The 25,348-nt window shown below is 57.2% G+C and carries 25 protein-coding genes; 11 read left to right on the top strand and 14 right to left on the bottom strand.

Going from position 1 to position 25,348, the window contains the following annotated elements:
• Positions 1–29: 29 nt before the first annotated feature.
• Positions 30–1,100 (bottom strand): catabolic alanine racemase DadX, encoded by a 1,071-nt coding sequence (gene dadX / locus ACOTXT_RS03270; protein ID WP_008500515.1) that lies wholly within the window; start codon positions 1,098–1,100, stop codon positions 30–32.
• Between the two features lie 9 nt (positions 1,101–1,109).
• Positions 1,110–2,408, bottom strand: coding sequence for a D-amino acid dehydrogenase (locus ACOTXT_RS03275; RefSeq protein WP_055321139.1), 1,299 nt, complete (start codon positions 2,406–2,408; stop codon positions 1,110–1,112).
• A gap of 321 nt (positions 2,409–2,729) precedes the next feature.
• Here ACOTXT_RS03275 and ACOTXT_RS03280 point away from each other — a divergent pair, with 321 nt between their 5' ends.
• On the top strand, positions 2,730–4,262 hold the full coding sequence (locus ACOTXT_RS03280) for a SpoVR family protein (protein WP_023293929.1): 1,533 nt from the start codon (positions 2,730–2,732) through the stop codon (positions 4,260–4,262).
• Between the two features lie 116 nt (positions 4,263–4,378).
• On the opposite strand, the gene fadR is transcribed toward ACOTXT_RS03280, so the two are convergent.
• Positions 4,379–5,098: a fatty acid metabolism transcriptional regulator FadR gene (gene fadR, locus ACOTXT_RS03285; protein WP_008500512.1), complete on the bottom strand. Its 720-nt coding sequence runs from the start codon at positions 5,096–5,098 to the stop codon at positions 4,379–4,381.
• A gap of 201 nt (positions 5,099–5,299) precedes the next feature.
• On the opposite strand from fadR, the gene nhaB reads away from it, so the two are divergent.
• On the top strand, positions 5,300–6,838 hold the full coding sequence (gene nhaB / locus ACOTXT_RS03290; RefSeq protein WP_023293930.1) for a Na(+)/H(+) antiporter NhaB: 1,539 nt from the start codon (positions 5,300–5,302) through the stop codon (positions 6,836–6,838).
• Positions 6,839–6,981: 143 nt separating this feature from the next.
• Positions 6,982–7,512 carry a disulfide bond formation protein DsbB gene (gene dsbB / locus ACOTXT_RS03295; RefSeq protein ID WP_028015880.1) on the top strand — a complete coding sequence of 177 codons (531 nt, stop codon included), beginning with the start codon at positions 6,982–6,984 and terminating at the stop codon, positions 7,510–7,512.
• 115 nt (positions 7,513–7,627) lie between these two features.
• Here dsbB and ACOTXT_RS03300 read toward each other — a convergent pair whose 3' ends face one another.
• The 3 genes from ACOTXT_RS03300 to ACOTXT_RS03310 all read right to left on the bottom strand — a co-directional run bounded on the left by ACOTXT_RS03300 (position 7,628) and on the right by ACOTXT_RS03310 (position 9,144).
• Entirely contained in the window at positions 7,628–8,068 is a 441-nt protein-coding gene (locus tag ACOTXT_RS03300; RefSeq protein ID WP_008500509.1) for a YcgN family cysteine cluster protein, read from the bottom strand.
• 93 nt (positions 8,069–8,161) lie between these two features.
• On the bottom strand, positions 8,162–8,821 hold the full coding sequence (locus tag ACOTXT_RS03305; RefSeq protein WP_008500508.1) for a fumarylacetoacetate hydrolase family protein: 660 nt from the start codon (positions 8,819–8,821) through the stop codon (positions 8,162–8,164).
• Positions 8,822–8,868: 47 nt separating this feature from the next.
• Positions 8,869–9,144: a YcgL domain-containing protein gene (locus tag ACOTXT_RS03310; protein WP_008500507.1), complete on the bottom strand. Its 276-nt coding sequence runs from the start codon at positions 9,142–9,144 to the stop codon at positions 8,869–8,871.
• Positions 9,145–9,267: 123 nt separating this feature from the next.
• On the opposite strand from ACOTXT_RS03310, the gene minC reads away from it, so the two are divergent.
• Genes minC through minE form a run of 3 tightly spaced genes read left to right on the top strand, consistent with a single transcriptional unit; the run spans position 9,268 to position 11,084 of the window.
• A complete protein-coding gene (gene minC, locus ACOTXT_RS03315; protein ID WP_008500506.1) occupies positions 9,268–9,975 on the top strand; it encodes a septum site-determining protein MinC in 708 nt (235 codons plus the stop codon).
• A gap of 23 nt (positions 9,976–9,998) precedes the next feature.
• Positions 9,999–10,811 (top strand): septum site-determining protein MinD, encoded by an 813-nt coding sequence (minD, locus tag ACOTXT_RS03320; RefSeq protein WP_008500505.1) that lies wholly within the window; start codon positions 9,999–10,001, stop codon positions 10,809–10,811.
• A 3-nt stretch (positions 10,812–10,814) separates the two neighbouring features.
• Entirely contained in the window at positions 10,815–11,084 is a 270-nt protein-coding gene (gene minE / locus ACOTXT_RS03325) for a cell division topological specificity factor MinE (protein WP_008500504.1), read from the top strand.
• Between the two features lie 74 nt (positions 11,085–11,158).
• Here minE and rnd read toward each other — a convergent pair whose 3' ends face one another.
• From rnd to ACOTXT_RS03350, 5 genes are all read right to left on the bottom strand, one after another.
• Entirely contained in the window at positions 11,159–12,274 is a 1,116-nt protein-coding gene (gene rnd, locus ACOTXT_RS03330; RefSeq protein ID WP_333165311.1) for a ribonuclease D, read from the bottom strand.
• Between the two features lie 83 nt (positions 12,275–12,357).
• Positions 12,358–14,043 carry a long-chain-fatty-acid--CoA ligase FadD gene (gene fadD / locus ACOTXT_RS03335; RefSeq protein WP_014884268.1) on the bottom strand — a complete coding sequence of 562 codons (1,686 nt, stop codon included), beginning with the start codon at positions 14,041–14,043 and terminating at the stop codon, positions 12,358–12,360.
• A gap of 203 nt (positions 14,044–14,246) precedes the next feature.
• A complete protein-coding gene (locus ACOTXT_RS03340; protein WP_333165246.1) occupies positions 14,247–14,828 on the bottom strand; it encodes a Slp family lipoprotein in 582 nt (193 codons plus the stop codon).
• A gap of 37 nt (positions 14,829–14,865) precedes the next feature.
• Positions 14,866–15,561, bottom strand: a complete 696-nt coding sequence (gene tsaB, locus ACOTXT_RS03345; RefSeq protein WP_008500500.1) for a tRNA (adenosine(37)-N6)-threonylcarbamoyltransferase complex dimerization subunit type 1 TsaB — start codon at positions 15,559–15,561, stop codon at positions 14,866–14,868.
• A 66-nt stretch (positions 15,562–15,627) separates the two neighbouring features.
• On the bottom strand, positions 15,628–17,538 hold the full coding sequence (locus tag ACOTXT_RS03350) for an ATP-dependent DNA helicase (protein WP_333165243.1): 1,911 nt from the start codon (positions 17,536–17,538) through the stop codon (positions 15,628–15,630).
• A gap of 133 nt (positions 17,539–17,671) precedes the next feature.
• Between ACOTXT_RS03350 and ACOTXT_RS03355 the strand changes: the two genes are divergently transcribed.
• Positions 17,672–18,016 carry a RidA family protein gene (locus ACOTXT_RS03355; RefSeq protein ID WP_008500498.1) on the top strand — a complete coding sequence of 115 codons (345 nt, stop codon included), beginning with the start codon at positions 17,672–17,674 and terminating at the stop codon, positions 18,014–18,016.
• Between the two features lie 6 nt (positions 18,017–18,022).
• Here ACOTXT_RS03355 and ACOTXT_RS03360 read toward each other — a convergent pair whose 3' ends face one another.
• On the bottom strand, positions 18,023–18,205 hold the full coding sequence (locus ACOTXT_RS03360) for a YoaH family protein (RefSeq protein WP_008500497.1): 183 nt from the start codon (positions 18,203–18,205) through the stop codon (positions 18,023–18,025).
• Positions 18,206–18,266: 61 nt separating this feature from the next.
• Between ACOTXT_RS03360 and pabB the strand changes: the two genes are divergently transcribed.
• From pabB to ACOTXT_RS03380, 4 genes are all read left to right on the top strand, one after another.
• A complete protein-coding gene (gene pabB / locus ACOTXT_RS03365) occupies positions 18,267–19,592 on the top strand; it encodes an aminodeoxychorismate synthase component 1 (RefSeq protein ID WP_032663285.1) in 1,326 nt (441 codons plus the stop codon).
• Positions 19,593–19,598: 6 nt separating this feature from the next.
• A complete protein-coding gene (locus tag ACOTXT_RS03370; RefSeq protein WP_023293938.1) occupies positions 19,599–20,177 on the top strand; it encodes a CoA pyrophosphatase in 579 nt (192 codons plus the stop codon).
• Positions 20,178–20,362: 185 nt separating this feature from the next.
• Positions 20,363–21,727 carry an L-serine ammonia-lyase gene (gene sdaA / locus ACOTXT_RS03375; RefSeq protein ID WP_008500494.1) on the top strand — a complete coding sequence of 455 codons (1,365 nt, stop codon included), beginning with the start codon at positions 20,363–20,365 and terminating at the stop codon, positions 21,725–21,727.
• Between the two features lie 130 nt (positions 21,728–21,857).
• The gene (locus ACOTXT_RS03380) at positions 21,858–23,456 is read left to right on the top strand and encodes an EAL domain-containing protein (protein ID WP_032663284.1); all 1,599 of its coding nucleotides are present in this window, start codon (positions 21,858–21,860) and stop codon (positions 23,454–23,456) included.
• Between the two features lie 6 nt (positions 23,457–23,462).
• On the opposite strand, the gene yoaE is transcribed toward ACOTXT_RS03380, so the two are convergent.
• Together yoaE and ACOTXT_RS03390 are read right to left on the bottom strand one after the other, a co-directional pair.
• Complete coding sequence (gene yoaE / locus ACOTXT_RS03385; RefSeq protein WP_008500492.1) at positions 23,463–25,022, bottom strand: CNNM family cation transport protein YoaE; 1,560 nt, start codon at positions 25,020–25,022, stop codon at positions 23,463–23,465.
• A complete protein-coding gene (locus ACOTXT_RS03390; RefSeq protein ID WP_371006884.1) occupies positions 25,010–25,219 on the bottom strand; it encodes a protein YoaL in 210 nt (69 codons plus the stop codon). The genes yoaE and ACOTXT_RS03390 overlap by 13 nt, the downstream gene beginning before the upstream one ends.
• Positions 25,220–25,348: the final 129 nt, after the last annotated feature.

A 25,348-nucleotide genomic window follows, 5' to 3' on the forward strand; every position in this document is an offset into this window, starting at 1 on the left:
AAGCGTTAGCGCCACCCGGCGAACATACGTTACACCGTCACAACCGGCACCCTCGGTGCCAGGGCACACATCAGTTCATACCCTACCGTGCCCGCCGCGGCCGCCACGTCATCAATTTTGATTTCGTTACCCCACAGCTCGACCGGCGAACCGATACCCGCCTGCGGGCAGGGCGTCAGGTCAACGGCCAGCATATCCATAGAAACGGTGCCTACCGTTCCCGTGCGGACCCCATCGACCCACACAGGCGTACCGGTCGGCGCAATGCGCGGGTAGCCGTCGGCATAGCCGCCCGCCACGATACCAATCCGCTGCTCGCCCTTTGCCCGATAGCGGCTACCGTAGCCCACCGTGTCGCCAGCTTTCAGGGTCTGCACACCAATGATTTCGCTGCGCAGGGTCATAACCGGCTTCAGGCCGCTGTTGGCGATATCCTGCCACTGGCCCGAGGGCGACGCGCCGTACAGAACGATCCCCGGACGCACCCAGTTGTAATGCGCCTCGGGATGCCACAGCGTGGCCGCCGAGTTGGACAGCGAGCGCGGGCAGTCCAGCCCTTCTGCCGCCTGCTCGATGCGGACCATGGCATCGGCGATACCGTCCGGTTTTTCCGCGTCGGCAAAGTGCGCCATCAGCGTCATTTCACCCACGTTCTTCAGGGCGCGCAGCTGCTGCCAGACCGTATGCACCCGCTCAGGCTGGAAGCCCAGGCGGTTCATGCCGCTGTTGACCTTGAGATAGATATCCAGCGGCGCGTGGAGCTTCGCATCCTGAATCGCTTTGATCTGCCAGTTGCTGTGAACGCTGGTGGTCAGCCGGTACTTATCCAGCAGCGGCAGATCGTCGGCGTGGAAGAACCCCTCCAGCAGCAGTATGGGCCCTTTCCAGCCGCGCTCGCGCAGCAGAATGGCCTCTTCAAGATTGAGTAACGCAAAGCCATCGGTGGCGCTCAGCGCGCTCCAGATACGGTCAATGCCGTGGCCGTAGGCATTCGCTTTCACCACCGACCACACGCGTGCGCCAGGTGCCGCCCGGCGAACAATCTGCAGGTTATCCTTCAGGGCCTGCAGGTTCAGCTGAGCCAGAACAGGACGGGACATGACAACTCCTTAGTTATGTGCGCCGTGCAGGTGCTGTGGACGCGACGGCGTAAACCCCGATTGATAGCGCGCGACACTGAGATCGTCAAACGGAATGGCCGGCGTGCGTCCGGAAATCAGGTCGCTCAGCAGCTGTCCGGAGCCGCAGGCCATCGTCCAGCCAAGCGTACCGTGTCCGGTATTGGTCCACAGGTTTTTAAACGGCGTGCGCCCGACAATCGGCGTGCCGTCCGGCGTCATCGGACGCAGGCCGGTCCAGAAGGTCGCCTGCTCGACAAAGCCACCGCGCGGGAAGAGGTCCCCCACCACCATCTCCAGCGTTTCACGACGCGGTTTCAGCAGTTCGGTGTTGAAGCCGACAATCTCCGCCATGCCGCCTACGCGGATGCGGTTATCGAAGCGGGTAATGGCGATTTTATAGGTTTCATCCAGAATGGTAGAAACCGGTGCGCCGCTCTCCTCTTTTACCGGAATGGTCAGCGAGTAGCCTTTTAGCGGGTAGACCGGAATATCGAGGATGCCCTTCAGCATGGCGGTGGAGTACGAACCAAACGCCATGACGTAAGCATCCGCTTTGATCACCTCTTCGCCACACTTCACGCCGTAAATTTTTTCCCCTTCCGACAGCAGCTTGTCGACAGAGGTGTTGTACCGGAATTTCACCCCTGCCTGCTCGCACATCTGCGCCAGACGCTGCGTAAAGAGCTGGCAGTCGCCGGTTTCGTCATTCGGCAGGCGCAGGCCGCCCGTCAGCTTATGCGCCACTTCCGCCAGCGCAGGTTCAACCTGACCAAGCTGGCTGGCTTCCAGCAGCTGATACGGTACGCCAGCATCTTCCAGCACGGCGATATCGCGGGTGGCGTTTTCATACTGTTGTTCGGTGCGGAACAGTTGGAGCGTTCCGCCCTGACGGCCTTCGTACTCAATCCCGGTTGAGGCGCGCAGCGCTTTCAGGCAGTCGCGGCTGTATTCCGCCAGGCGCACCATGCGCCCTTTGTTCTCCATGTAGTGGCGTGTGTCGCAGTTGCGCAGCATCTGCCACAACCACTTCAGCTGGAACTGCGTGCCGTCAAGGCTGATGGCCAGCGGCGCGTGGCGCTGGAACATCCATTTAATCGCTTTCAGCGGAACGCCCGGCGCTGCCCACGGTGCCGCATAGCCCGGAGATATTTGCCCGGCGTTCGCCGCGCTGGTTTCCAGCGCGGGGCCTGACTCACGATCGATAACGGTGACGTCATGTCCCGCCTGACTTAAATACCAGGCGCTGGTTACCCCAACGACACCACTTCCCAGTATGACAACACGCATAGCCACTCCATTATGTGCAAAAGAACAATCTTCTAATTACAGATTGATAACCTAGTTGAAAATATTATTCAACATACGACTTTTTTATGGTGACTTACCTCACACATCCCCCAGCATCAGGGGATAGTGCTAATTTGGGATCTCCTGCTGCGCGTTATTTTTAACCAGCATAAAATGCTGAGAGACACCGTTTTTTTGCCGTATCAAAAACGCGAAATCGCAAAGAAAAAATTTCTGCCCCAGCACGCTTTTTAACACGTTGATCTATGCTTGAAAGGAGGCTCTCCAGACAGAGAGAGCACCCACAACGAGGGCGCGCTAATGGCTACTATTGATTCCCTGAACAAGGACAACACACGTCTGAGCGATGGACCCGACTGGACCTTCGAGCTGCTGGATGTTTACCTCGCCGAAATCGACCGGGTTGCAAAACTGTATCGCCTGGATACCTATCCCCATCAGATTGAAGTCATTACGTCCGAACAGATGATGGACGCCTACTCCAGCGTCGGGATGCCGATCAACTATCCGCACTGGTCGTTTGGTAAGAAATTTATCGAAACGGAGCGGCTGTATAAGCACGGCCAGCAGGGTCTGGCGTATGAGATCGTCATCAACTCCAATCCGTGTATCGCCTATTTAATGGAAGAGAACACCATTACCATGCAGGCGCTGGTGATGGCGCACGCCTGCTACGGGCATAACTCCTTTTTCAAGAATAACTACCTGTTCCGCAGCTGGACGGATGCCAGCTCGATCGTCGATTACCTGATCTTCGCCCGTAAATACATTACCGACTGCGAAGAACGCTACGGCGTGGATGAAGTGGAAAAACTGCTCGACTCCTGTCACGCGCTGATGAACTACGGCGTTGACCGCTACAAACGTCCGCAGAAAATCTCCCTGCAGGAGGAGAAGGCCCGGCAGAAAAGCCGAGAAGAGTATCTGCAAAGCCAGGTGAACATGCTGTGGCGCACCCTGCCGAAGCGTGAGGAAGAAAAAACGATCGCCGAAGCGCGGCGCTATCCGTCCGAGCCGCAGGAAAACCTGCTCTATTTTATGGAGAAGAACGCCCCGCTGCTGGAGCCGTGGCAGCGTGAGATCCTGCGCATCGTGCGCAAGGTGAGCCAGTATTTCTATCCGCAAAAGCAGACGCAGGTGATGAACGAAGGCTGGGCGACCTTCTGGCACTACACCATCCTCAACCACCTGTATGACGAGGGGAAAGTTACCGAGCGGTTCATGATGGAGTTTCTCCACAGCCATACCAACGTGGTGTTCCAGCCGCCCTACAACAGCCCGTGGTACAGCGGCATTAACCCGTATGCGCTTGGCTTTGCCATGTTCCAGGACATCAAGCGTATCTGCCAGTCGCCAACGGAAGAAGACAAGTACTGGTTCCCGGATATCGCCGGGTCTGACTGGCTGGAAACGCTGCACTTTGCGATGCGCGATTTTAAAGATGAGAGCTTCATTAGCCAGTTTATGTCGCCGAAGATCATGCGTGACTTCCGCTTCTTCACCGTGCTGGACGATGACCGCAACAACTATCTGGAGATCTCCGCAATCCACAACGAGGAGGGATACCGTGAGATCCGCTCTCGCCTCTCTTCCCAGTACAACCTGAGCAATCTTGAACCCAACATTCAGGTGTGGAACGTGGATTTGCGCGGTGACCGCTCCCTGACGCTGCGCTATATCCCGCACAATCGCGCGCCGCTGGATAAAGGGCGTAAAGAGGTGCTGAAGCACGTGCATCGCCTTTGGGGCTTTGACGTGCAGCTGGAGCAGCAGAATGAAGACGGGAGCGTCGAGCTGCTTGAACGCTGCCCGGCGCGGTTGAATACGCTTTAGTCCAGCCTTTTTTGCCCGGTGGCGCTACGCTTACCGGGCCTACAAGACCCGTAGGTCGGGTAAGGCGCAGCCGCCACCCGACGAAAAAAAACCTCTCACACGAGAGGTTTTTTATTTCAGCGGCTCTGAATCGCCAAATCACCCGGCAGCGTTTTCTGCATACGGTGCCAGATTTCACCGGAATCGTGACCGTAGCGGCGCACCGTCTCATACACCTGATCGTGCAGACCTTCGGAGCACAGCTTGCTCAGCTTATGGTAAAAGCCCAGCGCCAGGCTGCGGGCTTCGGGATTGGCAAAGTAGTGGCGGCCAATGCGGGTGTAGAGTCCCTTCATACCGTTGAGGATCAGACCGTACACCGGGTTGCCGGAGGCAAACGCCAGGCCACGGAAGACGTTGTAATCGAGGGTGGCGAACGCGTCGGCGTGATCTTCCACCTCGTTGGCACTGGCCAGCACCGCAAGCGCATCTTCCGGATGCTGGCGGAAAGCCGTACGAATAAAGATCGTCGCGATGTTGGTGCGAACGGAGAGCAGATTATCAATGAGCTGCGGCACGCTTTCATGATCGAGACGCGCCAGCGTTTCAAGAATGTTCAGCCCGGAGGTTTCCCAGAAGTTGTTCACTTTTGTTGGCTTGCCGTGCTGGATCGTCAACCAGCCATCGCGCGCCAGTCGCTGAAGCACTTCACGCAGCGTGGTGCGAGTGACGCCAATCAGTTCAGAGAGTTCGCGTTCAGCCGGAAGAATGGACCCCGCAGGGAAACGATTATTCCAGATGCTTTCAATGATGTACTCTTCCGCGAAACCCGCCGGGCTCTGCGCCTTAATGACCATAGTGAGATTTCCATTACACAGCTTTTGCAAATTGGACTCATCATACCAGAGGCGTGCAGTGGCAGGTAGCGCGGCAAAGAGAGAAAAGAGGGATCGCCGTTTCATTTTTATGAAATTTACAATGCAGTCTTATCCGCGTCTGGACCGTGAATTTTGCGTATACTGATGTTTTGTCTTACTTGACGGGGAAGGACGTCTGTCGTGGAAATTTCTTTTGGGCGCGCTCTGTGGCGCAATTTTTTAGGCCAGTCTCCTGACTGGTACAAACTGATACTGCTGGTGTTCCTGGTCGTTAACCCTCTCCTCTTTTACGTGAACCCGTTCGTTGCCGGGTGGCTGCTGGTCGCGGAGTTTATCTTCACCCTGGCGATGGCGCTGAAATGCTATCCCCTGTTGCCGGGCGGATTGCTGGCGTTTGAAGCGGTAGTGATTGGCATGACCTCAGCCGAGCATGTCAAAGCAGAGCTGGCTTCAAATCTTGAAGTGCTTCTGCTGCTGATGTTTATGGTGGCGGGCATCTACTTTATGAAACAGCTGCTGCTGTTTATCTTTACGCGCCTGCTGCTCAGCATTCCGTCGAAAATGGTTCTCTCGCTGGCGTTTTGCCTTGCGGCGGCCTTCCTGTCAGCCTTCCTGGACGCGCTGACGGTCGTCGCGGTGGTGATAAGCGTCGCGGTGGGGTTTTACGGTATTTATCACCGCGTGGCCTCCTCTCGTCCGGGTGAGGATCTGCAGGATGACAGCCATGTCGATGCGCATAACCGCGAGGTACTGGAGCAGTTTCGCGCCTTCCTGCGCAGCCTGATGATGCATGCCGGGGTGGGTACCGCCCTGGGGGGCGTGATGACGATGGTGGGCGAGCCGCAAAACCTGATCATTGCGAAAGCGGCGGGCTGGCACTTCGGTGATTTCTTCCTGAGAATGGCCCCGGTGAGCGTGCCGGTGCTGATCTGCGGTCTGGCGACCTGTTTGCTGGTGGAGAAGTTTCGCCTCTTTGGTTACGGGGCACAACTCCCGGAGCCGGTACGTCAGGAACTGCATAAATTCGATCTGCAGAGCCGACGCCAGCGGACGCGCCAGGAGACGCTGCGCCTGATTGCACAGGGGATCATCGGCGTCTGGCTTATCGCCGCGCTGGCGTTCCATCTGGCTGAAGTGGGGCTGATTGGTCTGTCCGTGATTATTCTCGCCACGACCTTTACCGGCGTGACGGATGAGCATGCCATCGGCAAAGCCTTTACCGAAGCGCTGCCGTTTACCGCCCTGCTGGCGGTGTTCTTTGCGGTCGTGGCGGTGATAATCGACCAGCACCTGTTCGCGCCGATTATTGCCTTTGTCTTACGGGCATCGCCGGATGCTCAGCTGTCGCTGTTTTACCTGTTTAACGGCCTGCTCTCGTCGATCTCTGATAACGTCTTTGTCGGGACGGTTTACATTAACGAGGCTAAGACCGCGATGGAGCAAGGCGTGATCAGCGCCGGACAGTTTGAACTGCTGGCCGTGGCGATCAACACCGGTACCAACCTGCCGTCGGTGGCGACACCCAATGGCCAGGCCGCCTTCCTGTTCCTGCTGACCTCCGCCCTTGCGCCACTCATACGTCTTTCTTATGGAAGAATGGTCTGGATGGCCCTGCCCTATACGCTGGTGCTTACGATCGTGGGATTGCTTTGCGTCAAAATTACCCTTATTCCCTGTACGCAATGGTTGATACAAGCGGGTATACTTGCGGCGCAGTAAACTCTGCAACTCGGGCAGTTCGCTGCCCGTTTGCCTTTTCGCACGATAAACATCCAATTACGTTTTATTTCGCCAGGTACAGGTGGCGCGAAAAACGAATTCGTTTACACTGCGCTTTCTAAGCATGTTCCAGGGAAATGATTATGTTGAGATTTTTAAACCAGTGCTCCCGCGGTCGCGGAGCATGGTTGTTAATGGCCCTGACCGCCTTTGCGCTGGAAATGGTCGCGCTGTGGTTCCAGCACGTAATGGGACTCAAACCTTGCGTGCTCTGTATTTACGAACGCTGCGCGCTGTTCGGCATTATGGGGGCTGGCCTGGTCGGCGCGATTGCGCCGAAGTCGCCGCTTCGCTATGCCGGGATCGCAATCTGGCTCTACAGCGCCTGGAAAGGCATTGAACTCTCCTGGCAGCACACGATGATGCAGCTGCATCCGTCACCGTTTATGACCTGCGATTTTGCCGCCCGCTTCCCGAGCTGGCTGCCGCTGGACAAATGGCTGCCGCAGGTGTTCGTTGCCTCCGGTGACTGCTCCGTTCGCCAGTGGGAATTCCTGACGCTGGAGATGCCGCAGTGGCTGGTGGGCATTTTTGCCGCCTACTTCGTCGTGGCGCTGCTGGTGTTGATCGCTCAGCCGTTCAAACCGAAGAAACGCGATTTGTTCGGACGCTAATTCGCCCGGCGGCGCTTCGCTTGCGCGGGCCTACGGTTTTGTAGGTCGGGTAAGCGCAGCGCCACCCGACACAACAGCGCACAATAAAAAACCCGCTTCGGCGGGTTTTTTAATCTCAACGGGTCGGGTGGTTCATGATGTGATCTTCCCAGTCCCGCACCTCGGACTCTTTCACCGCAATGTGGCGCACGGAGATACGTTCGCCGTGCATCGCCGCTTTTGAACCGGTCAGCAGGGGGTGCCAGTCAGGCAGACCTTTCCCCTCCGCCAGCAGGCGATACGCGCAGGTATGCGGCAGCCATTCAAAGGTGGGCAGATTCTCACGGGTTAATTTAATGCAGTCTGGCTCGAACTCGAAGCGGCGCTCGTAGTTGCGGCACTGGCAGGTTTTGATATTCAGCTGCTTGCAGGCCACGTTGGTGAAGTAGATTTCGTCCGTGTCTTCATCCATCAGCTTGTGCAGGCAGCACTGACCACAGCCGTCGCATAAGGATTCCCATTCCGCGTCGGTCATGTCGTCGAGAGTTTTGCTTTGCCAGAAAGGGATGTCGTTCATCAGGATGTCCACACGTCAAAAGAAAGCGCACCTTATAACGAGTCTGGCACGTCGTTGCAAGTTTTGCCGCCCTTTTCAGGCGGCAAGAGGAGGTTACAGCACGCGGGTTTTCAGCGACAGGCCGTTAAAACCAACTTCAAGTTCATCACCGCTCGCGAGCGGACCAACGCCTTCCGGCGTGCCGGTCAGGATCACATCACCCGGCTTGAGGGTAAAGAAGCGGCTCATGTAGGCGATCAGCGGCACAATCTTATGGATCATGTCTGCCGTGGTGCCCTGCTGGCGGATTTCACCGTTAACCTTCAGGCTGAGCGGCGTGTCCTGCGGATTACCGGTAAATTCGCTCACCGGCACAAACGCCGAAATCGGGCAGGAATTATCAAACCCTTTGGCTTTTTCCCACGGCTGCCCCGCTTTCTTCATTTTACCCTGCACGTCGCGTAGCGTCAGATCCAGCGCCACGCCATATCCGGCAATCGCTTTTTGCACATGCTCTTCGGAGGCCTGACGCAGCGTTGCGCCGATCAGCACGGCGAGTTCCACTTCGTGGTGCACCGAGCCGAGCCCCTGCGGCAGGGCCAGCGGCTGGCGAATATCGCAAAGCGCCGTTTCAGGCTTAATGAACAGAACCGGCTCTTCTGGCGTCGCACTGCCCATCTCCTGAATATGTTTTGCATAGTTGCTGCCCACGCAAACCACTTTGCTGACGGGATAATCCAGTAATGCACCTTGCCAGTTATGATGTTGATACATGGTCGACCCCTAAACGGTTGATGTGTTGTGCTCAAAAACAGTTGAGACTATTTTTTACCGTTCGCCTCAAGATGCTGTTTTAATAAATTCTCGGGTGGCGGCGGAAGCTGTAAATAATAGCCCTGCTCGGCTAATGCCGTTTTCACTTTCTCCAGATCGGCATTCACCAGTTTCTTGCGACCATCAAGCGGCAGCAGCATCGCCATCTGCGGTCGGCCAAAGCTCTTCATTAATTCTTCAGGCACGCGTGAAAAATCGTCTTTCTTTTCGACATAAAGATAGGTCTGGTCACGGGTTGTACTTCTGTAGATCACACAAAACATGTTTTTACTCTGAATTAATGGGTGGTTGCTTGCCTCAATATACTCCTGACTATAACATGCCTGATACTCTTCGGAATATCGCAGCGAGTGGTTGCGGTTAATAGCAAATTGAGTAAGGCCAGGATGTCAAACACGCCCATCGAGCTTAAAGGCAGTAGCTTCACCTTATCAGTGGTACATTTGCATGATGCAAAACCCGAGGTTATTCGTCAGGCGTTAGAAGACAAAATCGCCCAGGCTCCCGCCTTCCTGAAGCACGCCCCTGTTGTTATCAACGTCAGCGGTCTTGAAGCGCCGGTTAACTGGAAACGTCTCCAGCAGGCCGTCTCCTCGACCGGACTGCGTATTGTCGGCATCAGCGGCTGCAAAGATACTGAACTGAAAGCGGAAATTGACCGTGCGGGGCTGCCGCTTCTGAATGAAGGCAAAGAAAAAGCCCCGCGTGCGGCACCCGTTGCCGTCGAAACGCCCCCTCCTGCGGCGCAAAACGTTACAAACATCACAAAAACGCGAATGATTGATGTGCCGGTTCGTTCCGGTCAGCGCATTTATGCACCAAACTGTGATCTGATTGTTACAAGCCACGTCAGTGCTGGCGCTGAGCTGATTGCAGATGGCAATATTCACGTTTACGGTATGATGCGTGGACGTGCGCTCGCAGGTGCAAGTGGCGATCGGGACGCGCAAATATTTTGTACTCACCTGACGGCGGAACTGGTGTCCATCGCAGGTGAATATTGGCTGAGCGACAAGATCCCAGCCGAATTTTATGGCAAAGCGGCTCGCCTGCTTCTGGCAGACGACGCGTTGACCGTTCAACCGTTGAATTGATCCCTTTTTAACAAGGAATTTCTATGGCACGCATTATTGTTGTTACTTCGGGTAAAGGAGGCGTTGGCAAGACCACCTCCAGCGCGGCCATCGCTACTGGTTTGGCCCAGAAGGGAAAGAAAACCGTCGTTATCGACTTCGATATCGGCCTGCGTAACCTCGACCTCATCATGGGATGTGAGCGTCGCGTCGTGTATGACTTTGTGAACGTCATTCAGGGCGATGCCACGCTGAACCAGGCGCTGATTAAAGACAAGCGCACCGAGAACCTCTACATTCTCCCGGCTTCTCAGACGCGTGACAAAGACGCCCTGACCCGTGAAGGGGTGGAAAAGGTGCTCGACGAGCTGAAAAAAATGGAGTTCGACTTCATTGTCTGTGACTCCCCTGCCGGCATCGAAACCGGTGCCCTGATGGCGCTCTACTTCGCTGATGAAGCGATCATCACCACCAACCCTGAAGTTTCATCCGTGCGTGACTCAGACCGCATTCTCGGGATCCTCGCCTCTAAATCCCGTCGTGCGGAAAATGGCGAAGACCCGATTAAAGAACACCTGCTGCTCACCCGCTACAACCCGGGCCGCGTGAACAAAGGTGACATGCTGAGCATGGAAGACGTGCTGGAGATCCTGCGCATTAAGCTGGTGGGCGTTATCCCGGAAGATCAGTCCGTGTTACGTGCCTCTAACCAGGGCGAGCCAGTGATCCTTGATACAATGGCAGATGCAGGTAAAGCTTACGCCGATACCGTTGACCGTCTGCTGGGAGAAGAACGTCCTTTCCGCTTCATTGAAGAAGAGAAGAAAGGTTTCCTCAAACGCCTGTTCGGAGGATAAGTTATGGCATTACTGGACTTTTTTCTCTCGCGGAAAAAGAACACCGCCAACATCGCAAAAGAACGTCTGCAAATTATCGTTGCGGAGCGTCGTCGTAGCGACGCCGAGCCTCACTACCTGCCGCAGCTGCGCAAGGACATCCTGGAAGTGATCTGTAAGTACGTGCAGATTGACCCGGAGATGGTGACGGTGCAGCTGGAACAAAAAGACGGGGATATTTCGATTCTGGAGCTGAACGTGACGCTCCCGGAAGCGGAAGAGTCGCGTCCGTAGGTTTGTGATTTCGTCGCCCCGGTAAGCGCAGCGCCACCGGGGGAATATGCCGGGTTTATCACCCGGCATATTTTTTATCGCGGATAACCTTCCAGCAGCGTATTCAGGCGACCGGCCATCAATTCCCCGCGCCATCCCGCCATCATCTCCGGCATGCCATTCTGCGGCTTCAGCTTCCAGTGCCAGTTAAGCAGCTGGTTAATCTGACGGCGTGAAGCGAGCAGCTCCGCGCTCAGCTTGCTTTCCGTAGCCACCGCCTGCACCAGCGCTTTGATGTCCTTAAACGCTTTGCGATAGCCCGGCATATCCATCAGGTTCAGCAGCGGTTCCGGCAGCGCCTCTTCCGGTAACGCCTGCGCTTTTGCGACCAGCGCCAGCAGGGTTTTGCCGTGGAAACGGATTTCACTGCCCGAAAGCCCAATGCTGTCCAGCTCGCCGAGGCTGCCCGGCATATAGCGCGCAACCGCCCAGAGATGCTCTTCACGAACCACAAAGTTAACGGCCAGATCGCGCTCGCGCGCTTTACGCAAGCGCCAGTCTGCCAGCAGCTGCAGGCACGCCAGCTGACGCGTACGCAGCTGCCAGGCGTTGCTGATGTCGCGCCAGGCCTCTTTCGGCTCCACCACTTCCTGACGACGCAGCTGGGTCATACGGCACTCGTCCAGCGCGGCGGACAGCCAGCCGGATGCCTCGGCTTCTTGCATCAGCTGTCCGGCGATCGGCAGCAGGTAAAACACGTCAGCCGCCGCATACTCCAGCTGGCGCGCGGTAAGCGGACGGGCCAGCCAGTCGGTACGGGATTCGCTTTTATCCAGCGTCAGGCCCGTATACTCCTCCACCATGGCGGCAAAGCCCCAGGAGAGCGGTCGCCCGCTGAACGCCGCAAGGATCTGCGTATCAATCAGCGGCTGAGGCATGATGCCAAAGGTGTTCAGAAAGACTTCCAGATCTTCACTGCCTGCGTGCAGGTATTTCGTGACGGCGGTATCGAGCAGCAGATCGCGCATCGGCGTCCAGTCGGTAATGCCGAGAGGGTCGATCAGCGACACGTGTTTACCGTCGTACATCTGAATCAACCCCAGCTGCGGATAGTACGTCCGGGTACGGACAAACTCGGTATCCAGGGCAATGGCAGGAAAGTCGCGCGTCACTTCGCACAGCGAAGCCAGCTCGTCGTTGGTCGTGATCATCTGGTAATTCAAATCGGATTCTCTTTTGTTTGCGCCCATAAAAAACGCCGGCTTAACCGGCGTCTGGACGATTAACGTGAAGCTCAGGCCTTATTGTCTACTTTGGCACGGGCTTCGTCACGTAATTCTCGTCGTAATATCTTCCCGACGTTGGATTTCGGCAGCTCGTCGCGGAATTCCACCAGCTTCGGCACTTTATAGCCCGTCAGCTGACGACGACAAAACGTTATCAGCGCTTCCTCGGTGAGAGAAGGATCTTTCTTGACCACAAATATTTTCACCGCTTCACCGCTGCTGCCGGAAGGCACGCCGACCGCTGCCACTTCGAGTACGCCGCTGTGCTGCATGACCACGTCTTCGATCTCATTCGGATAGACGTTGAAGCCAGAGACCAGGATCATATCTTTCTTGCGATCGACAATGCGCAGGAAGCCCTCGTCATCCATCACCGCGATGTCACCGGTATGCAGCCAGCCGTCTTTGATGATTTCGTCGGTCGCGTCGGGACGCTGCCAATAGCCCAGCATGACCTGTGGACCTTTAACGCACAGCTCCCCCGGCTCACCCGGCGCGACTTCGTTATCGTTATCATCGACCAGTTTCGCTTCAGTAGAAGGAACGGGCAGTCCAATGCTTCCGCTGTGGTAGTCGATGTCATGCGGGTTAACGCTGACCAGCGGCGCGCACTCCGTCAGGCCATAGCCCTCCAGCAGATACTGGCCGGTAAGCTTCACCCAGCGCTCGGCCACCGCCTGCTGAACCGGCATGCCGCCGCCCGCAGAGAGATGGAGCGTGGAGAAGTCCAGCTGCTGGAACTCTTTGTTATTAAGCAGCGCGTTAAACAGGGTATTTACCCCGGTCATGGCGGTGAACGGGTATTTTGCCAGCTCTTTCACCAGCCCCGGTATATCACGCGGGTTGGTAATCAGCACGTTTTGACCGCCCAGCTCAATAAACAGCAGGCAGTTCATGGTCAGTGCGAAAATGTGGTACAGCGGCAGCGCCGTAATGACCAGCTCTTTGCCGGGATGCAGCAGCGGCCCGTAGGTTGCATTGACCTGCTCAAGGTTCGCCAGCATGTTGCGGTGGGTCAGCATTGCGCCTTTCGCCACGCCAGTGGTACCGCCGGTATACTGCAGGAACGCGAGATCTTCTGAGACCACTTCCGGCTTAACATACTGCATACGATAGCCCGCATGCAGCGCGCGGCGGAAGGAGATAGCGTCCGGCAGATGGTATTTTGGCACCAGACGTTTGACGTATTTGACGACAAAGTTAACCAGCGTGCCTTTGGCGGTGGAGAGTTGATCCCCCATGCGCGTCAGGATGACGTGTTTCACCTGGGTTTTGTCGACCACTTTTTCCAGCGTATGGGCAAAGTTGGACACAATGACAATCGCAACCGCGCCGCTGTCGTTCAGCTGATGCTCCAGCTCGCGCGGGGTGTACAGCGGGTTGACGTTAACGACAATCATCCCGGCACGCAGGATACCGAACAGCGCCACCGGGTATTGCAGCAGGTTCGGCATCATCAGCGCGACGCGGTCCCCTTTTTGCAGCCCCAGCCCTTCCTGCAGGTACGCCGCAAACGCCCGGCTGCGCTCCTCCAGCTTACGGAACGTCATCACCTCGCCCATATTCACAAATGCGGGCTGGTCCGCGTAGCGCCTTACCGAGTGTTCAAATAATTCCACCAGGGATTGATAACGGTCAGGATTGATCTCAGCAGGAACATCTGCGGGATAACGGTTAAGCCAAACCTTCTTCAATGCATCACCTCTGAAATGAGTGTTCGTCGTCATCACAACCCCGATAATAAACAGTTTGTTAACATTATATTAACTCAGCGTACCAGTTTATTAATTGTTCAGATTTAAGGTTGCGAAGCGCGTCACTCTTTTTTTTCGTTTTATCCGTAAAAAAACAGAGACAGCGGCTGAGCCGCTGTCTCTTTTCTAACAATAACAGTGAGTTACTCAGTTACGATCGTCTGTACCTGTGCAGGCCCCGGGTTATACCAGCCCCAGCCCGGGTAGCCGTAACGATAAGGATGTGGACCCCACATCCACGGATCGATCGGCTGAGGCGGCATGATCACCTGCTGTGCCAGCCGCCAGCGCTTGTAGCCGTTGACCTGCATGGTCATAAATTTATACGGCGTGCTGCCGATTTTGCCCTGTACGGCGCCGGTAATCGGCCCGACAACGGTCACCAGCTGTCCGCGGAAATCGACCGGGTCCAGGAACCCACTGACGTCCGCATAGATACGTCCCCGGGAGGCCTCGCCCAGTACAGGCCGAGCGCCGCTGTCGAGCGGTACCGTGGCGATCTCCAGACGGGTTTTCCCCTGCTGGTTCTGCACGTCGATCACTTTCCCACCAAAGCGCGCTTCCTGGCCGATGTACAGCTCAGGTGCATTCATCACCCGAACCAGATCCTGCTGTGGCGTCGGGCTGCTGCCCTTAATCGCATCAGGAACGGAAACGCATCCGCTCAGTGCTATGGCAACCGCGCCTGCCATAATAAGGCGTACTACTTTAGTCTGAACCGCCATGATGCGACTCCTTTTTCTCAGTTCCTGTTACTGAGATTCACTCGCGGCCCGGAAGTTTCTTCCACGCGACGGTGTTTCGCAAATAAACCGGTTCCGCGTGTTCAACGGCCACGGTTTTGCCTGCTGCGAGCAGCTGGCTGGCAATCGGAAGCATATCTTCCGCAGCCGGCAGAAGCATGTTGCCGTCCACCAGCGTCAGCCCGGTGCCGTTCGCCATCTCAGGCCACGCCTGCCAGCCCGTACCGACGGTCGCCCACTCGCCGGACAGCTGCTTCAGCCGTTCCGTCACCGCTTCCGGCTTAAGCACGGCTTCCGTCTCTTCACCGTGCCACACGCCCTGCTCGTCGCGGGTGTATTCGGCCCAGTAGACTTCGCCCATGCGGGCATCAATCGCTGCCAGGACGCGCGTTGCCCCGGTCATGCGCCATGCGCCCTGCGCCATGGTGGCGAGGGTTGAGACGCCGATCATCGGCAGTTCGGCGCCCAGCGCCAGCCCTTGCGCAATGCCAATCCCGATGCGTACGCCCGTAAAGCTGCCGGGGCCGCGGCCAAAGGCCAGCGCGTCGAGGTCGGTTAAGGAGGTGTTGCCCTGGGTTAAAATGGCTTTTACCAGGGGGAGAATGCGTTGGGTGTGTTCCCGTGGGCACTCTTCGAAATGGGCAGAAACAGCACCGTCGTTCAACAGAGCAACAGAGCAAGCCTCTGTCGCGGTATCAATAGCCAGAATTCGCATCAGTCGTCGCGCTCTCGCAAGGGTCAGTCACAAAATGGCGCGCATCTTAGCACACTCCGGGGTAAATTACTCCGCCGTTGGGTTTGCCAGGAAACGCACCGCGCGTTTTATGTCCCGCGTCCGCGGTGCGGGCGGCAGGCTTGCAAGGAAGGTTGCCCCGTAAGGACGCATCACCAGCCGGTTATCGCAGATGACCAGCACGCCGCGATCGGTGACGTCACGGATTAAGCGCCCTACCCCTTGCTTAAGCGTAATGACCGCATCCGGCAGCTGAACCTCGTCAAACGGATCGCCGCCGCGCAGGCGGCAGTCTTCCATGCGCGCCTTCAGCAGCGGATCGTCCGGGGAGGTAAACGGCAGCTTATCAATGATCACCAGCGAGAGCGTATCGCCCCGCACGTCGACCCCTTCCCAGAAGCTGCTGGTTGCGACCAGCAGGGCATTACCGGCGCTAACGAACTGCTGCAGCAGCTGGCCTTTGCTGGTTTCGCCCTGCAGCAGCACCGGTAGCGTCATGATGGCGCGGAACTGCTCGGCGAGGTCGCGCATCATGGCGTGGGAGGTGCAGAGCATAAAGCAGCGGCCGTTATTGGCCTCGATCATCGGCTTCAGCATCGCCGCGAGATGCCGCGCCGCCCCCGGCTGGTTCGGCAGCGGCAGATTGCGCGGCACGCAGAGCAGCGCCTGCTTTTCGTAATCGAACGGGCTGGGCAGAAGCAGCGATTCCGCCTGCTCGATGCCGAGGCGCTCGGTGAAGTGGTGCAGGTCGTCATTCACCGACAGGGTTGCCGACGTGAAGATCCAGCTGCCCGGCTTTTGCGCCATCACCTCTTTAAATTTATCCGCCACCGTCAGCGGCGTGAGCGCCAGGGTAAAGTGGCGCGAAGTGCACTCGTACCAGTAGCTGTAACCCGGCTGGTTAATCTCTTTCAGCCGCTTCAGCCGCCCGCGATAGAGCGTGGCGCGTTCGAAGGCCGCATCCAGCAGCGCGGAGCGGCCGAGCGACAGTTTCGCTACGTCGTAGCAGAGCTCAAGCGCATCATCGAGCAGCAGCAGCGCGCGCTGGATGTTTTTGTCCGCCAGCAGCTCGCGCAGGTTACCGCGATAGCCCGGCTCGCCGAGCTGTAAACGGAAATCCTGCGCGCTCTGCGCCAGACGGTCGGCGCACTTCTGCAGCTGCTGGGTATCTTTGAGTTCGGTCCGGTAAGCAATGGTGAAATCTTTCGCCAGATCCTGCAGCTGGCGGCTGGAGAGCGACTGCCCAAAATACTGGCTGGCGATGTCCGGAAGCTGGTGGGCTTCGTCGAAGATCATCACGTCCGCCTCCGGGATCAGCTCACCAAAGCCGCTGTCCTTGACGACCATATCCGCCAGAAACAGATGATGGTTCACCACAACAACATCAGCATCCATCGCCGTTTTGCGCGCTTTCACCACGAAGCAGTCTTTATACAGCGGGCAGTCGCTGCCGAGGCAGTTGTCGTTGGTGCTGGTCACCAGCGGCCAGGCGGGAGAGTCTTCCGGCACGCTCGCGCAGGTGCTGATGTCGCCCTCTTCCGTCTGGTTCGCCCAGGCGCGAAGGATAATGACGTCGCTCAGGGTTTGCACCGGCAGGTCACCGCCCGCCAGCGCCTGCTGCTCAAGGCGTTCCAGGCAGAGATAGTTGGAGCGCCCCTTCAGCAGGGCCAGACGGCCTTTGTATTTCAGCGCCTTTGCCACCGTGGGCAAATCGCGGCTGTAGAGCTGGTCCTGCAGGGCTTTCGAACCGGTCGAGATAATCACCTTTTTTTTCGCCCGCAGCGCCGGCGCAAGATAAGCATAGGTTTTACCCGTGCCGGTACCCGCTTCGACCACCAGCGGCTGAGCCTTATCGATGGCGCGTGCAACGGCGTGCGCCATCTGTCGCTGAGGCTCACGGGGTTTGAAGCCGGGGATAGCCTGCGCTAATTGACCTTCAGGGGAAAAATCGTCTGCCACGGTGCTCTCTCACTGTATTTTTGCACAGGGATTATGTCAGCCCATCCTCTCCTGTGCCACCCCAAATAGTGACGACACGAGAACAATATGGCAGTCTTGCCGCCTGACGACGAAAAATAACGAGGAAACGTTTATGACAATTGTGCGCATTGATGCCGAAGCCCGCTGGTCTGATGTGGTGATCCACAACCAGACGCTCTACTACACCGGCGTCCCGGCGAACCTTGACGCGGATGCGTTTGAGCAGACGGCCAATACCCTGGCGCAGATTGACGCGGTGCTGGAAAAACAGGGCAGCGACAAATCCCGCATTCTGGATGCGACGATTTTCCTGGCGAACAAAGACGACTTCGCGGCAATGAACAAAGCCTGGGATGCGTGGGTGGTGGCGGGTCACGCGCCTGTACGCTGCACCGTACAGGCCACGCTGATGAAGCCGGAATACAAGGTTGAGATTAAGATTATCGCGGCGGTTTAAGCCCGATCACTCTTCATCTTCATCCTCGAAACGCGCCACGATCCGCTCGCCGGTATGCGTGGCGCGCAGTTCTTCCGCCACCTGGGAAATCGCCTGTCCGCTGCTCATCCCCTGGGACATCAGTTCCTGAATTCGCTCAACCGCTTTCTGCTGCTGTTCATGGCTCAGAGAAGGTAAACCTGCAAACATCGTCAACTCCTGCTAAATTATTCGCGCTAATTATTTCACGCTGCCCGGTAGTATGCCACACATGAACATGCGCTTCCCCACTGTTATTACCCTGCCCTGGCGGACAGACGCCGCTGAATACTGGTTTTCCCGCCTGAGCCATCTTCCTTTTGCGATGCTGCTGCACTCCGGCCATGCGGACCATCCCTACAGCCGCTTTGATATTCTGGTCGCCGATCCGCTGAAGACGCTGACAACCGATGACCTGTCGCTGACGGACGATCCGCTGGCGCAGCTTCAGCACGATATTAACGCGCTGGGCTTATCCGCTACGCCAAACCCGGACCTTCCCTTCCAGGGAGGCGCGCTGGGCCTGTTTGGCTATGATTTGGGCCGCCGTTTCGAAACGCTGCCCGAGCATGCTCAGGCTGATATTTCTCTGCCAGACATGGCCGTGGGGCTGTATGACTGGGCGTTAATTGTCGATCACCAGAAAAAAACGGTTTCCCTGCTGAGCCATCGTGACGTCCAGGCGCGTCTGGACTGGCTTGAGGCGCAACAGGCTGCACCCGCAGAGACGTTCACGCTGACCTCCGGCTGGCGCTCCAACATGAGCGCTGCGGAATATGCCGAAAAATTCGCGCGCGTTCAGGCGTATCTGCAAAGCGGCGACTGCTACCAGGTTAACCTCGCCCAGCGCTTCCAGGCGACCTATCGGGGAGATGAATGGCAGGCGTTTACCCGCCTAAATGCCAGCAATAAGGCGCCGTTCAGCGCATTTGTCCGTCTGGAACAGGGGGCGATCCTCAGCCTGTCGCCCGAGCGTTTTATTCATCTGGCCGAGGGCACCATTCAAACCCGTCCGATTAAAGGCACGCTGCCACGCCTTGCCGATCCCGACGCCGACCGCAAGCAGGCGGAAAAACTCGCCGCCTCGCCGAAAGACCGCGCCGAAAACCTGATGATTGTCGATCTGATGCGCAACGACATTGGCCGGGTGGCCGTGCCGGGCAGCGTCCGCGTGCCGGAACTGTTTGTCGTCGAGCCTTTCCCTGCGGTGCATCATCTGGTCAGCACCATTACCGCGCGGCTGCCAGACTCGCGCACGGCCTGCGACCTGCTGCGCGCCGCGTTCCCGGGCGGCTCCATCACCGGTGCGCCGAAGGTGCGGGCAATGGAGATCATTGATGAACTGGAGCCCCACCGCCGCAATGCCTGGTGCGGCAGCATCGGCTATATCAGCCTGTGCGGCACGCTGGATACCAGCATTACCATCCGCACGCTGACCGCCTGCAACGGAAACCTTTACTGTTCGGCCGGGGGCGGGATTGTTGCCGATAGTCAGGTCGATGCGGAATATCAGGAAACCTTTGATAAAGTTAACCGTATCCTGAAACTACTGGAGTAATCACGGGTGGAAAAAGAGAACCTGACGCTGGATGATTTTTTATCGCGTTTTCAGCTACTAAGACCGCAGGTCAACCGCGAAGCGCTGAATCAGCGTCAGGCGGCCGTGCTGATCCCGGTCGTGCGTCGCGCACAGCCGGGCCTGCTGCTCACCCAGCGTTCCGCCCATTTACGCAAGCATGCCGGTCAGGTCGCTTTTCCGGGGGGCGCGGTAGACAGCTCCGACGCCTCGCTGATTGCCGCCGCGCTGCGGGAGGCGCAGGAAGAGGTCGCCATTCCGCCGGAGGCCGTTGAGGTCATCGGCGTGCTGCCGCCCGTCAACAGCGTCACCGGCTTTCAGGTTACGCCGGTGGTCGGTATTATCCCGCCGGACCTGCAGTATCACGCCAGCGTCGATGAAGTCTCAGCGGTGTTTGAAATGCCGCTGGAAGAGGCCCTTCGGCTGAGTCGTTACCACCCGCTGGATATTCAGCGTCGTGGGCATGACCATCGGGTCTGGTTGTCCTGGTATCAGCATTATTTTGTCTGGGGCATGACGGCGGGCATCATTCGTGAACTGGCGCTGCAGATCGGCCTGAAACCTTGACTATACTTTACATTCCGCCCTCTTCTGCCAGGTTTGCGATCTGCGTCGCGCTATTAGCAAAACCCATCGTTAACCATTAGTTTAATTCATGTGAATAGTTAAGCCGAGGTCGGTGTTCCCTCTTACACTATGCGCAGTTATAACATCGTTACTGGAACCCCGGTAACCCTGTCAGGAGTGTGAAAGTGATTAGTATATTCGACATGTTCAAAGTGGGAATTGGCCCTTCGTCTTCCCATACTGTTGGCCCGATGAAGGCCGGTAAACAGTTCGTCGATGATCTGGTCGAAAAAGGATTACTGGAAAGCGTTACCCGTGTGGCCGTGGATGTTTACGGCTCGCTGTCATTAACGGGTAAAGGCCACCACACCGATATCGCCATTATTATGGGTCTGGCAGGCAATATGCCGGATACCGTTGATATTGATGCCATTCCGGCATTCATCCGCGACGTGGAAACACGCGGCCGCCTGCTGCTGGCAAACGGCCAGCAGGAAGTCGATTTCCCGCAGGATGACGGCATGCGTTTTCGCAGCGACAACCTGCCGCTGCATGAAAACGGCATGACCATTCACGCATATAGCGGTGAAAAAGAGATTTACAGCAAAACGTATTACTCCATCGGCGGTGGCTTCATCGTGGATGAAGAGCATTTTGGCAAGGACAGCGTCGGCGACGTCAGCGTACCGTACCCGTTCAAATCGGCGACCGAGATGTTGGGTTACTGCAAACAGACCGGTCTTTCCCTGTCCGGCATGGTGATGCAGAACGAACTGGCCCTGCACAGCAAACAAGAGATTGAAGACTATTTTGCCAACGTCTGGCAAACCATGCGCGCCTGTATCGATCGCGGGATGAACACCGAAGGCGTTCTGCCGGGTCCACTGCGCGTGCCGCGTCGTGCCTCTGCTCTGCGCCGTATGTTGGTAACCACGGACAAGTTCTCCAACGACCCGATGAACGTGGTCGACTGGGTGAATATGTTTGCGCTTGCGGTTAACGAAGAGAATGCCGCCGGGGGCCGCGTCGTGACGGCGCCAACCAACGGCGCGTGCGGCATTGTTCCTGCGGTGCTGGCGTATTACGACCACTTTATTGAGCCCGTGACGCCGGACATCTATATCCGTTATTTCCTGGCGGCAGGTGCCATCGGCGCGCTGTACAAGATGAATGCCTCCATCTCCGGTGCGGAAGTGGGCTGTCAGGGTGAAGTCGGCGTGGCCTGCTCCATGGCGGCGGCGGGTCTGGCAGAGCTGCTGGGCGCAAGCCCTGAGCAGGTCTGCGTGGCGGCTGAAATCGGTATGGAACATAACCTCGGTCTGACCTGCGACCCGGTCGCGGGCCAGGTGCAGGTGCCGTGCATTGAGCGTAACGCGATTGCCTCGGTGAAAGCCATCAACGCCTCTCGTATGGCGATGCGCCGTACCAGCGAACCTCGCGTATCGCTGGATAAGGTGATTGAAACCATGTACGAAACGGGCAAAGACATGAACGCGAAATACCGCGAGACGTCCCGTGGTGGCCTGGCCATTAAGGTGCAGTGCGACTAATACTGCCTTTCGCCCATCTGCAACGGATGGGCGAATTTCCCTCTTCTTCCTCGTCTCCTTCTGCTTTCCCCACTACACTTTCACTGTTGCGTCCGGCTTTTGTGGCTGGTGGCTTACCAGGCGACCGTTCATGCAAACTGCACAAACGATCATTAAAAATTATCGCCGAAAACGCGTTATCGTCTGCGTGACGGTTGCGCTCCTCACGCTCATCCTGACGCTAGGCATTCGCTTTATCTCCCAGCGCAACGTTAACCAACAGCGGATCCTCGATTTTACCAGCCATACCGTTCGCGCCCTTGATAACGTTCTGCTTTCCCTGGAAAACCACCGCAACGTGCTGCAGCCGCTGGTGGGGCAGCCCTGCCCGCAGGTGCAGCTGGCGCTGCGGCAGCAGGCAGCCATTTTGCAGACGGTACGCTCCATTGCCCTGATCGAAGACGGTATCCTGTACTGTTCGAGTATTTTCGGCAGCCGCAGCGAGCCTGTGCGTGACGTCCTTCAGGAGCTCCCTGCCAGCACGGCGAAGCTGATTTTATCGACCGACCAGTGGCTGCTTAAGGGCAGCCCTGTTTTGATCCAGTGGTATCCCGTCTCTCAGGACGGTGAAGATGGCGTCGTCGAGATTATCAATATCGACCTGATCGCCAGAATGATCCTTGAGCCCCAGCGTCCGCTCATCAATGACGTGGTGCTGACAGTCGGCAATCGCTTTTTACGCTACGGTCAACGCGTCACCGACAGCCTGACGTTTGATGAGGAGAGCGCCCTTTTCCAGCAGTCTTCAACCCAAAATCCTTTCACGATTACGGTCGGCGGACCTGGCCCCGGAGAGTTAGCCTTAAAAAGCCTGCCCGCCCAGCTGCCGCTGGGACTGATGCTCAGCCTGCTGCTGGGCTATCTCGCCTGGCTGGCGACGGCAAACCGGATGAGCTTTACGTGGGAGATCGATATGGGCATTGCGGCGCGGGAATTTGAGCTTTTCTGCCAGCCGCTGGTGAATGCCCGCACCCAGGCGTGCACTGGCGTGGAGATCCTGCTGCGCTGGAATAACCCCCGTCAGGGTTGGATCACCCCGGAGGTGTTTATCCCTCTGGCAGAAGAACATAACCAGATTGTCCCCCTGACCCGCTACGTCATCGCCGAAACGGTGCGCCAGATAGGCTACTTCCCGTCCAGCCCCGGTTTTCACATCGGCATTAACGTCGCCGCCAGCCATTTCCGCCACGCAGTATTGATTCAGGATCTGAACCGTCTCTGGTTCAGCGCCTGTCCGCGCCAACAGCTGGTAATTGAACTCACGGAACGGGATGCGCTGCTGGACGCGGATTATCGCATCGTGCGCGAACTGCATCGCAAGGGCGTGAAGCTTGCTATCGACGATTTCGGCACCGGGAACAGCTCCCTCTCCTGGCTTGAAAAGCTGCACCCGGACGTCCTGAAGATTGACCAGTCTTTTACGACCGCCATCGGCACCGATGCCGTGAATTCAACGGTGACGGATATGATTATCGCGCTGGGCCAGCGGCTGAATATCGAACTGGTGGCGGAAGGGGTTGAGACTGAGGAGCAGGCGCGCTATTTACGCCGTCACGGCGTACCTGTGCTGCAGGGATTTTTCTATGCGCGGCCGATGCCGCTGCGGGACTTTCCAGACTGGCTGGCGGGAAGTGCTCCCCCGCCAGCACGTCATAACGGGCACATCGTGCCCTTAATGCCGCTGCGTTAAGCAGACTTACTCATCTTCATCGTGGGCAGATTGTTCTTTAACAATGCGGACCATATCAACGCGATAGTCGTTGGCTTCGACAATGGTAATGTGCAGCGGCGGCAGCTCAATCACATCGCCAACGCGCGGGATCTGTCCGTTCACGGCGATAACCAGACCGGCAACGGTCGCGATGTCTTCTTCATCGTTAACCACGTTTTCCAGCCCCAGCGTGTGCGAGAGCGCGTGCAGGTCGGTCGTACCTTTAACCAGCCAGCCTTCGCCATCGGCAACAATTTCCGGCGTTTCGTCTTCATCCGGGAATTCACCGGCAATCGCTTCCAGCACGTCCAGCGGCGTCACCAGCCCCTGCACCACGCCAAACTCGTTGGTGACGATAACAAAGCTACCGCGCGCGCGGCGCAGCACACCGAGCAGGTTGATCGGATCCAGCGTTTCCGGCACCACAATCGCAGGCGATGCGGCAGCAACGGCTTCGACGTTAACGCCTTCTTCCAGAGCGACAAGCATCTCTTTTGCCCTGACCACGCCGATGATCTCATCCAGCTCGCCGCGACACACCGGGAACAGGCTGTGCGGTGAAGAGAGCAGCTGCTGGCGAATTTCATCCACGCTCAGGTTAGCATCGACCCAGCTGATCTCCCCGCGCGGCGTCATGATGCCGCGCAGCGAACGGGAGGCCAGGGAGAGCACGCCGTTAATCATGTAGCGTTCCTGTTCCACAAACGCCCCTTCCGGCACCGGAACCGGGTTGTGGTTTTCGGAATCAGACTGAACGTTCACCTGACGACGACCGCCCATCAGACGCAGAATGGCATCCGCGGTACGGGCGCGCAGCGGCTGATTTGACTGCTGCTTAATAAAGTTACGACGCGCAATCTGGTTGAACAGCTCGATCAGGATCGAGAAGCCAATCGCAGCGTACAGGTAGCCTTTCGGAATATGGAAGCCAAAGCCTTCCGCCACCAGGCTCAGACCAATCATCAGCAGGAAGCTCAGACACAGCACCACCACCGTCGGATGCTGGTTCACGAAACGCGTCAGCGGTTTCGACGCCAGCAGCATGACCGCCATCGCAATAACCACAGCCGCCATCATGACCGGCAGGTGGTTCACCATGCCGACCGCCGTGATCACCGCATCCAGCGAGAAGACCGCATCCAGCACCACGATCTGCAGCACCACCACCCAGAAACTGGCATAGCCTTTACCGTGACCATCATCGTGCTGCCGGTTTTCCAGCCGCTCATGGAGCTCTGTCGTCGCTTTGAAGAGCAGGAATATCCCCCCGATCAGCATGATCAAATCACGGCCGGAGAAGGTGTAATCCATGACGGAGAACAACGGTTTGGTTAGCGTGACCATCCACGAGATAACGGAGAGCAGACCCAGTCGCATGACCAGCGCCAGCGAGAGACCAATCAGACGCGCTTTATCACGCTGTTTTGGCGGCAGCTTATCCGCAAGGATGGCGATAAACACCAGGTTATCGATGCCGAGAACAATCTCCAGCACCACCAGCGTGAGCAATCCTACCCAGATTGACGGGTCCATTAAGAATTCCATGACAAGCTCCTGCTAAAGGAATGACGAAACGGTGCCCCACTCAACGTGGGCAAAACAGAGGCAGACAGAGTCGATACGTGGCGAGGATCGCCGGTGAAAAAGCCGCGAAATGGCCTGAAAGATGACTGACGTCGGTGACGGTCCATATAGTGGGCTGTAGCCCTATACTCCTGAACAATTAAACGGAGGCTAAACATATCAGACACAATGCATTTTTAGCAAAGATTTACGTTCCTTTGCAAAGATCTGTAACACAGTGGCTGTACCCTTAAGATAAATCTGTCGCGCGTGGCTAAATTACGGATCTTCATCACATAAATTATTTT

This window comes from Enterobacter cloacae complex sp. IR5422, from assembly GCF_049238165.1.
Classification (GTDB): Bacteria; Pseudomonadota; Gammaproteobacteria; order Enterobacterales; family Enterobacteriaceae; genus Enterobacter; species Enterobacter roggenkampii.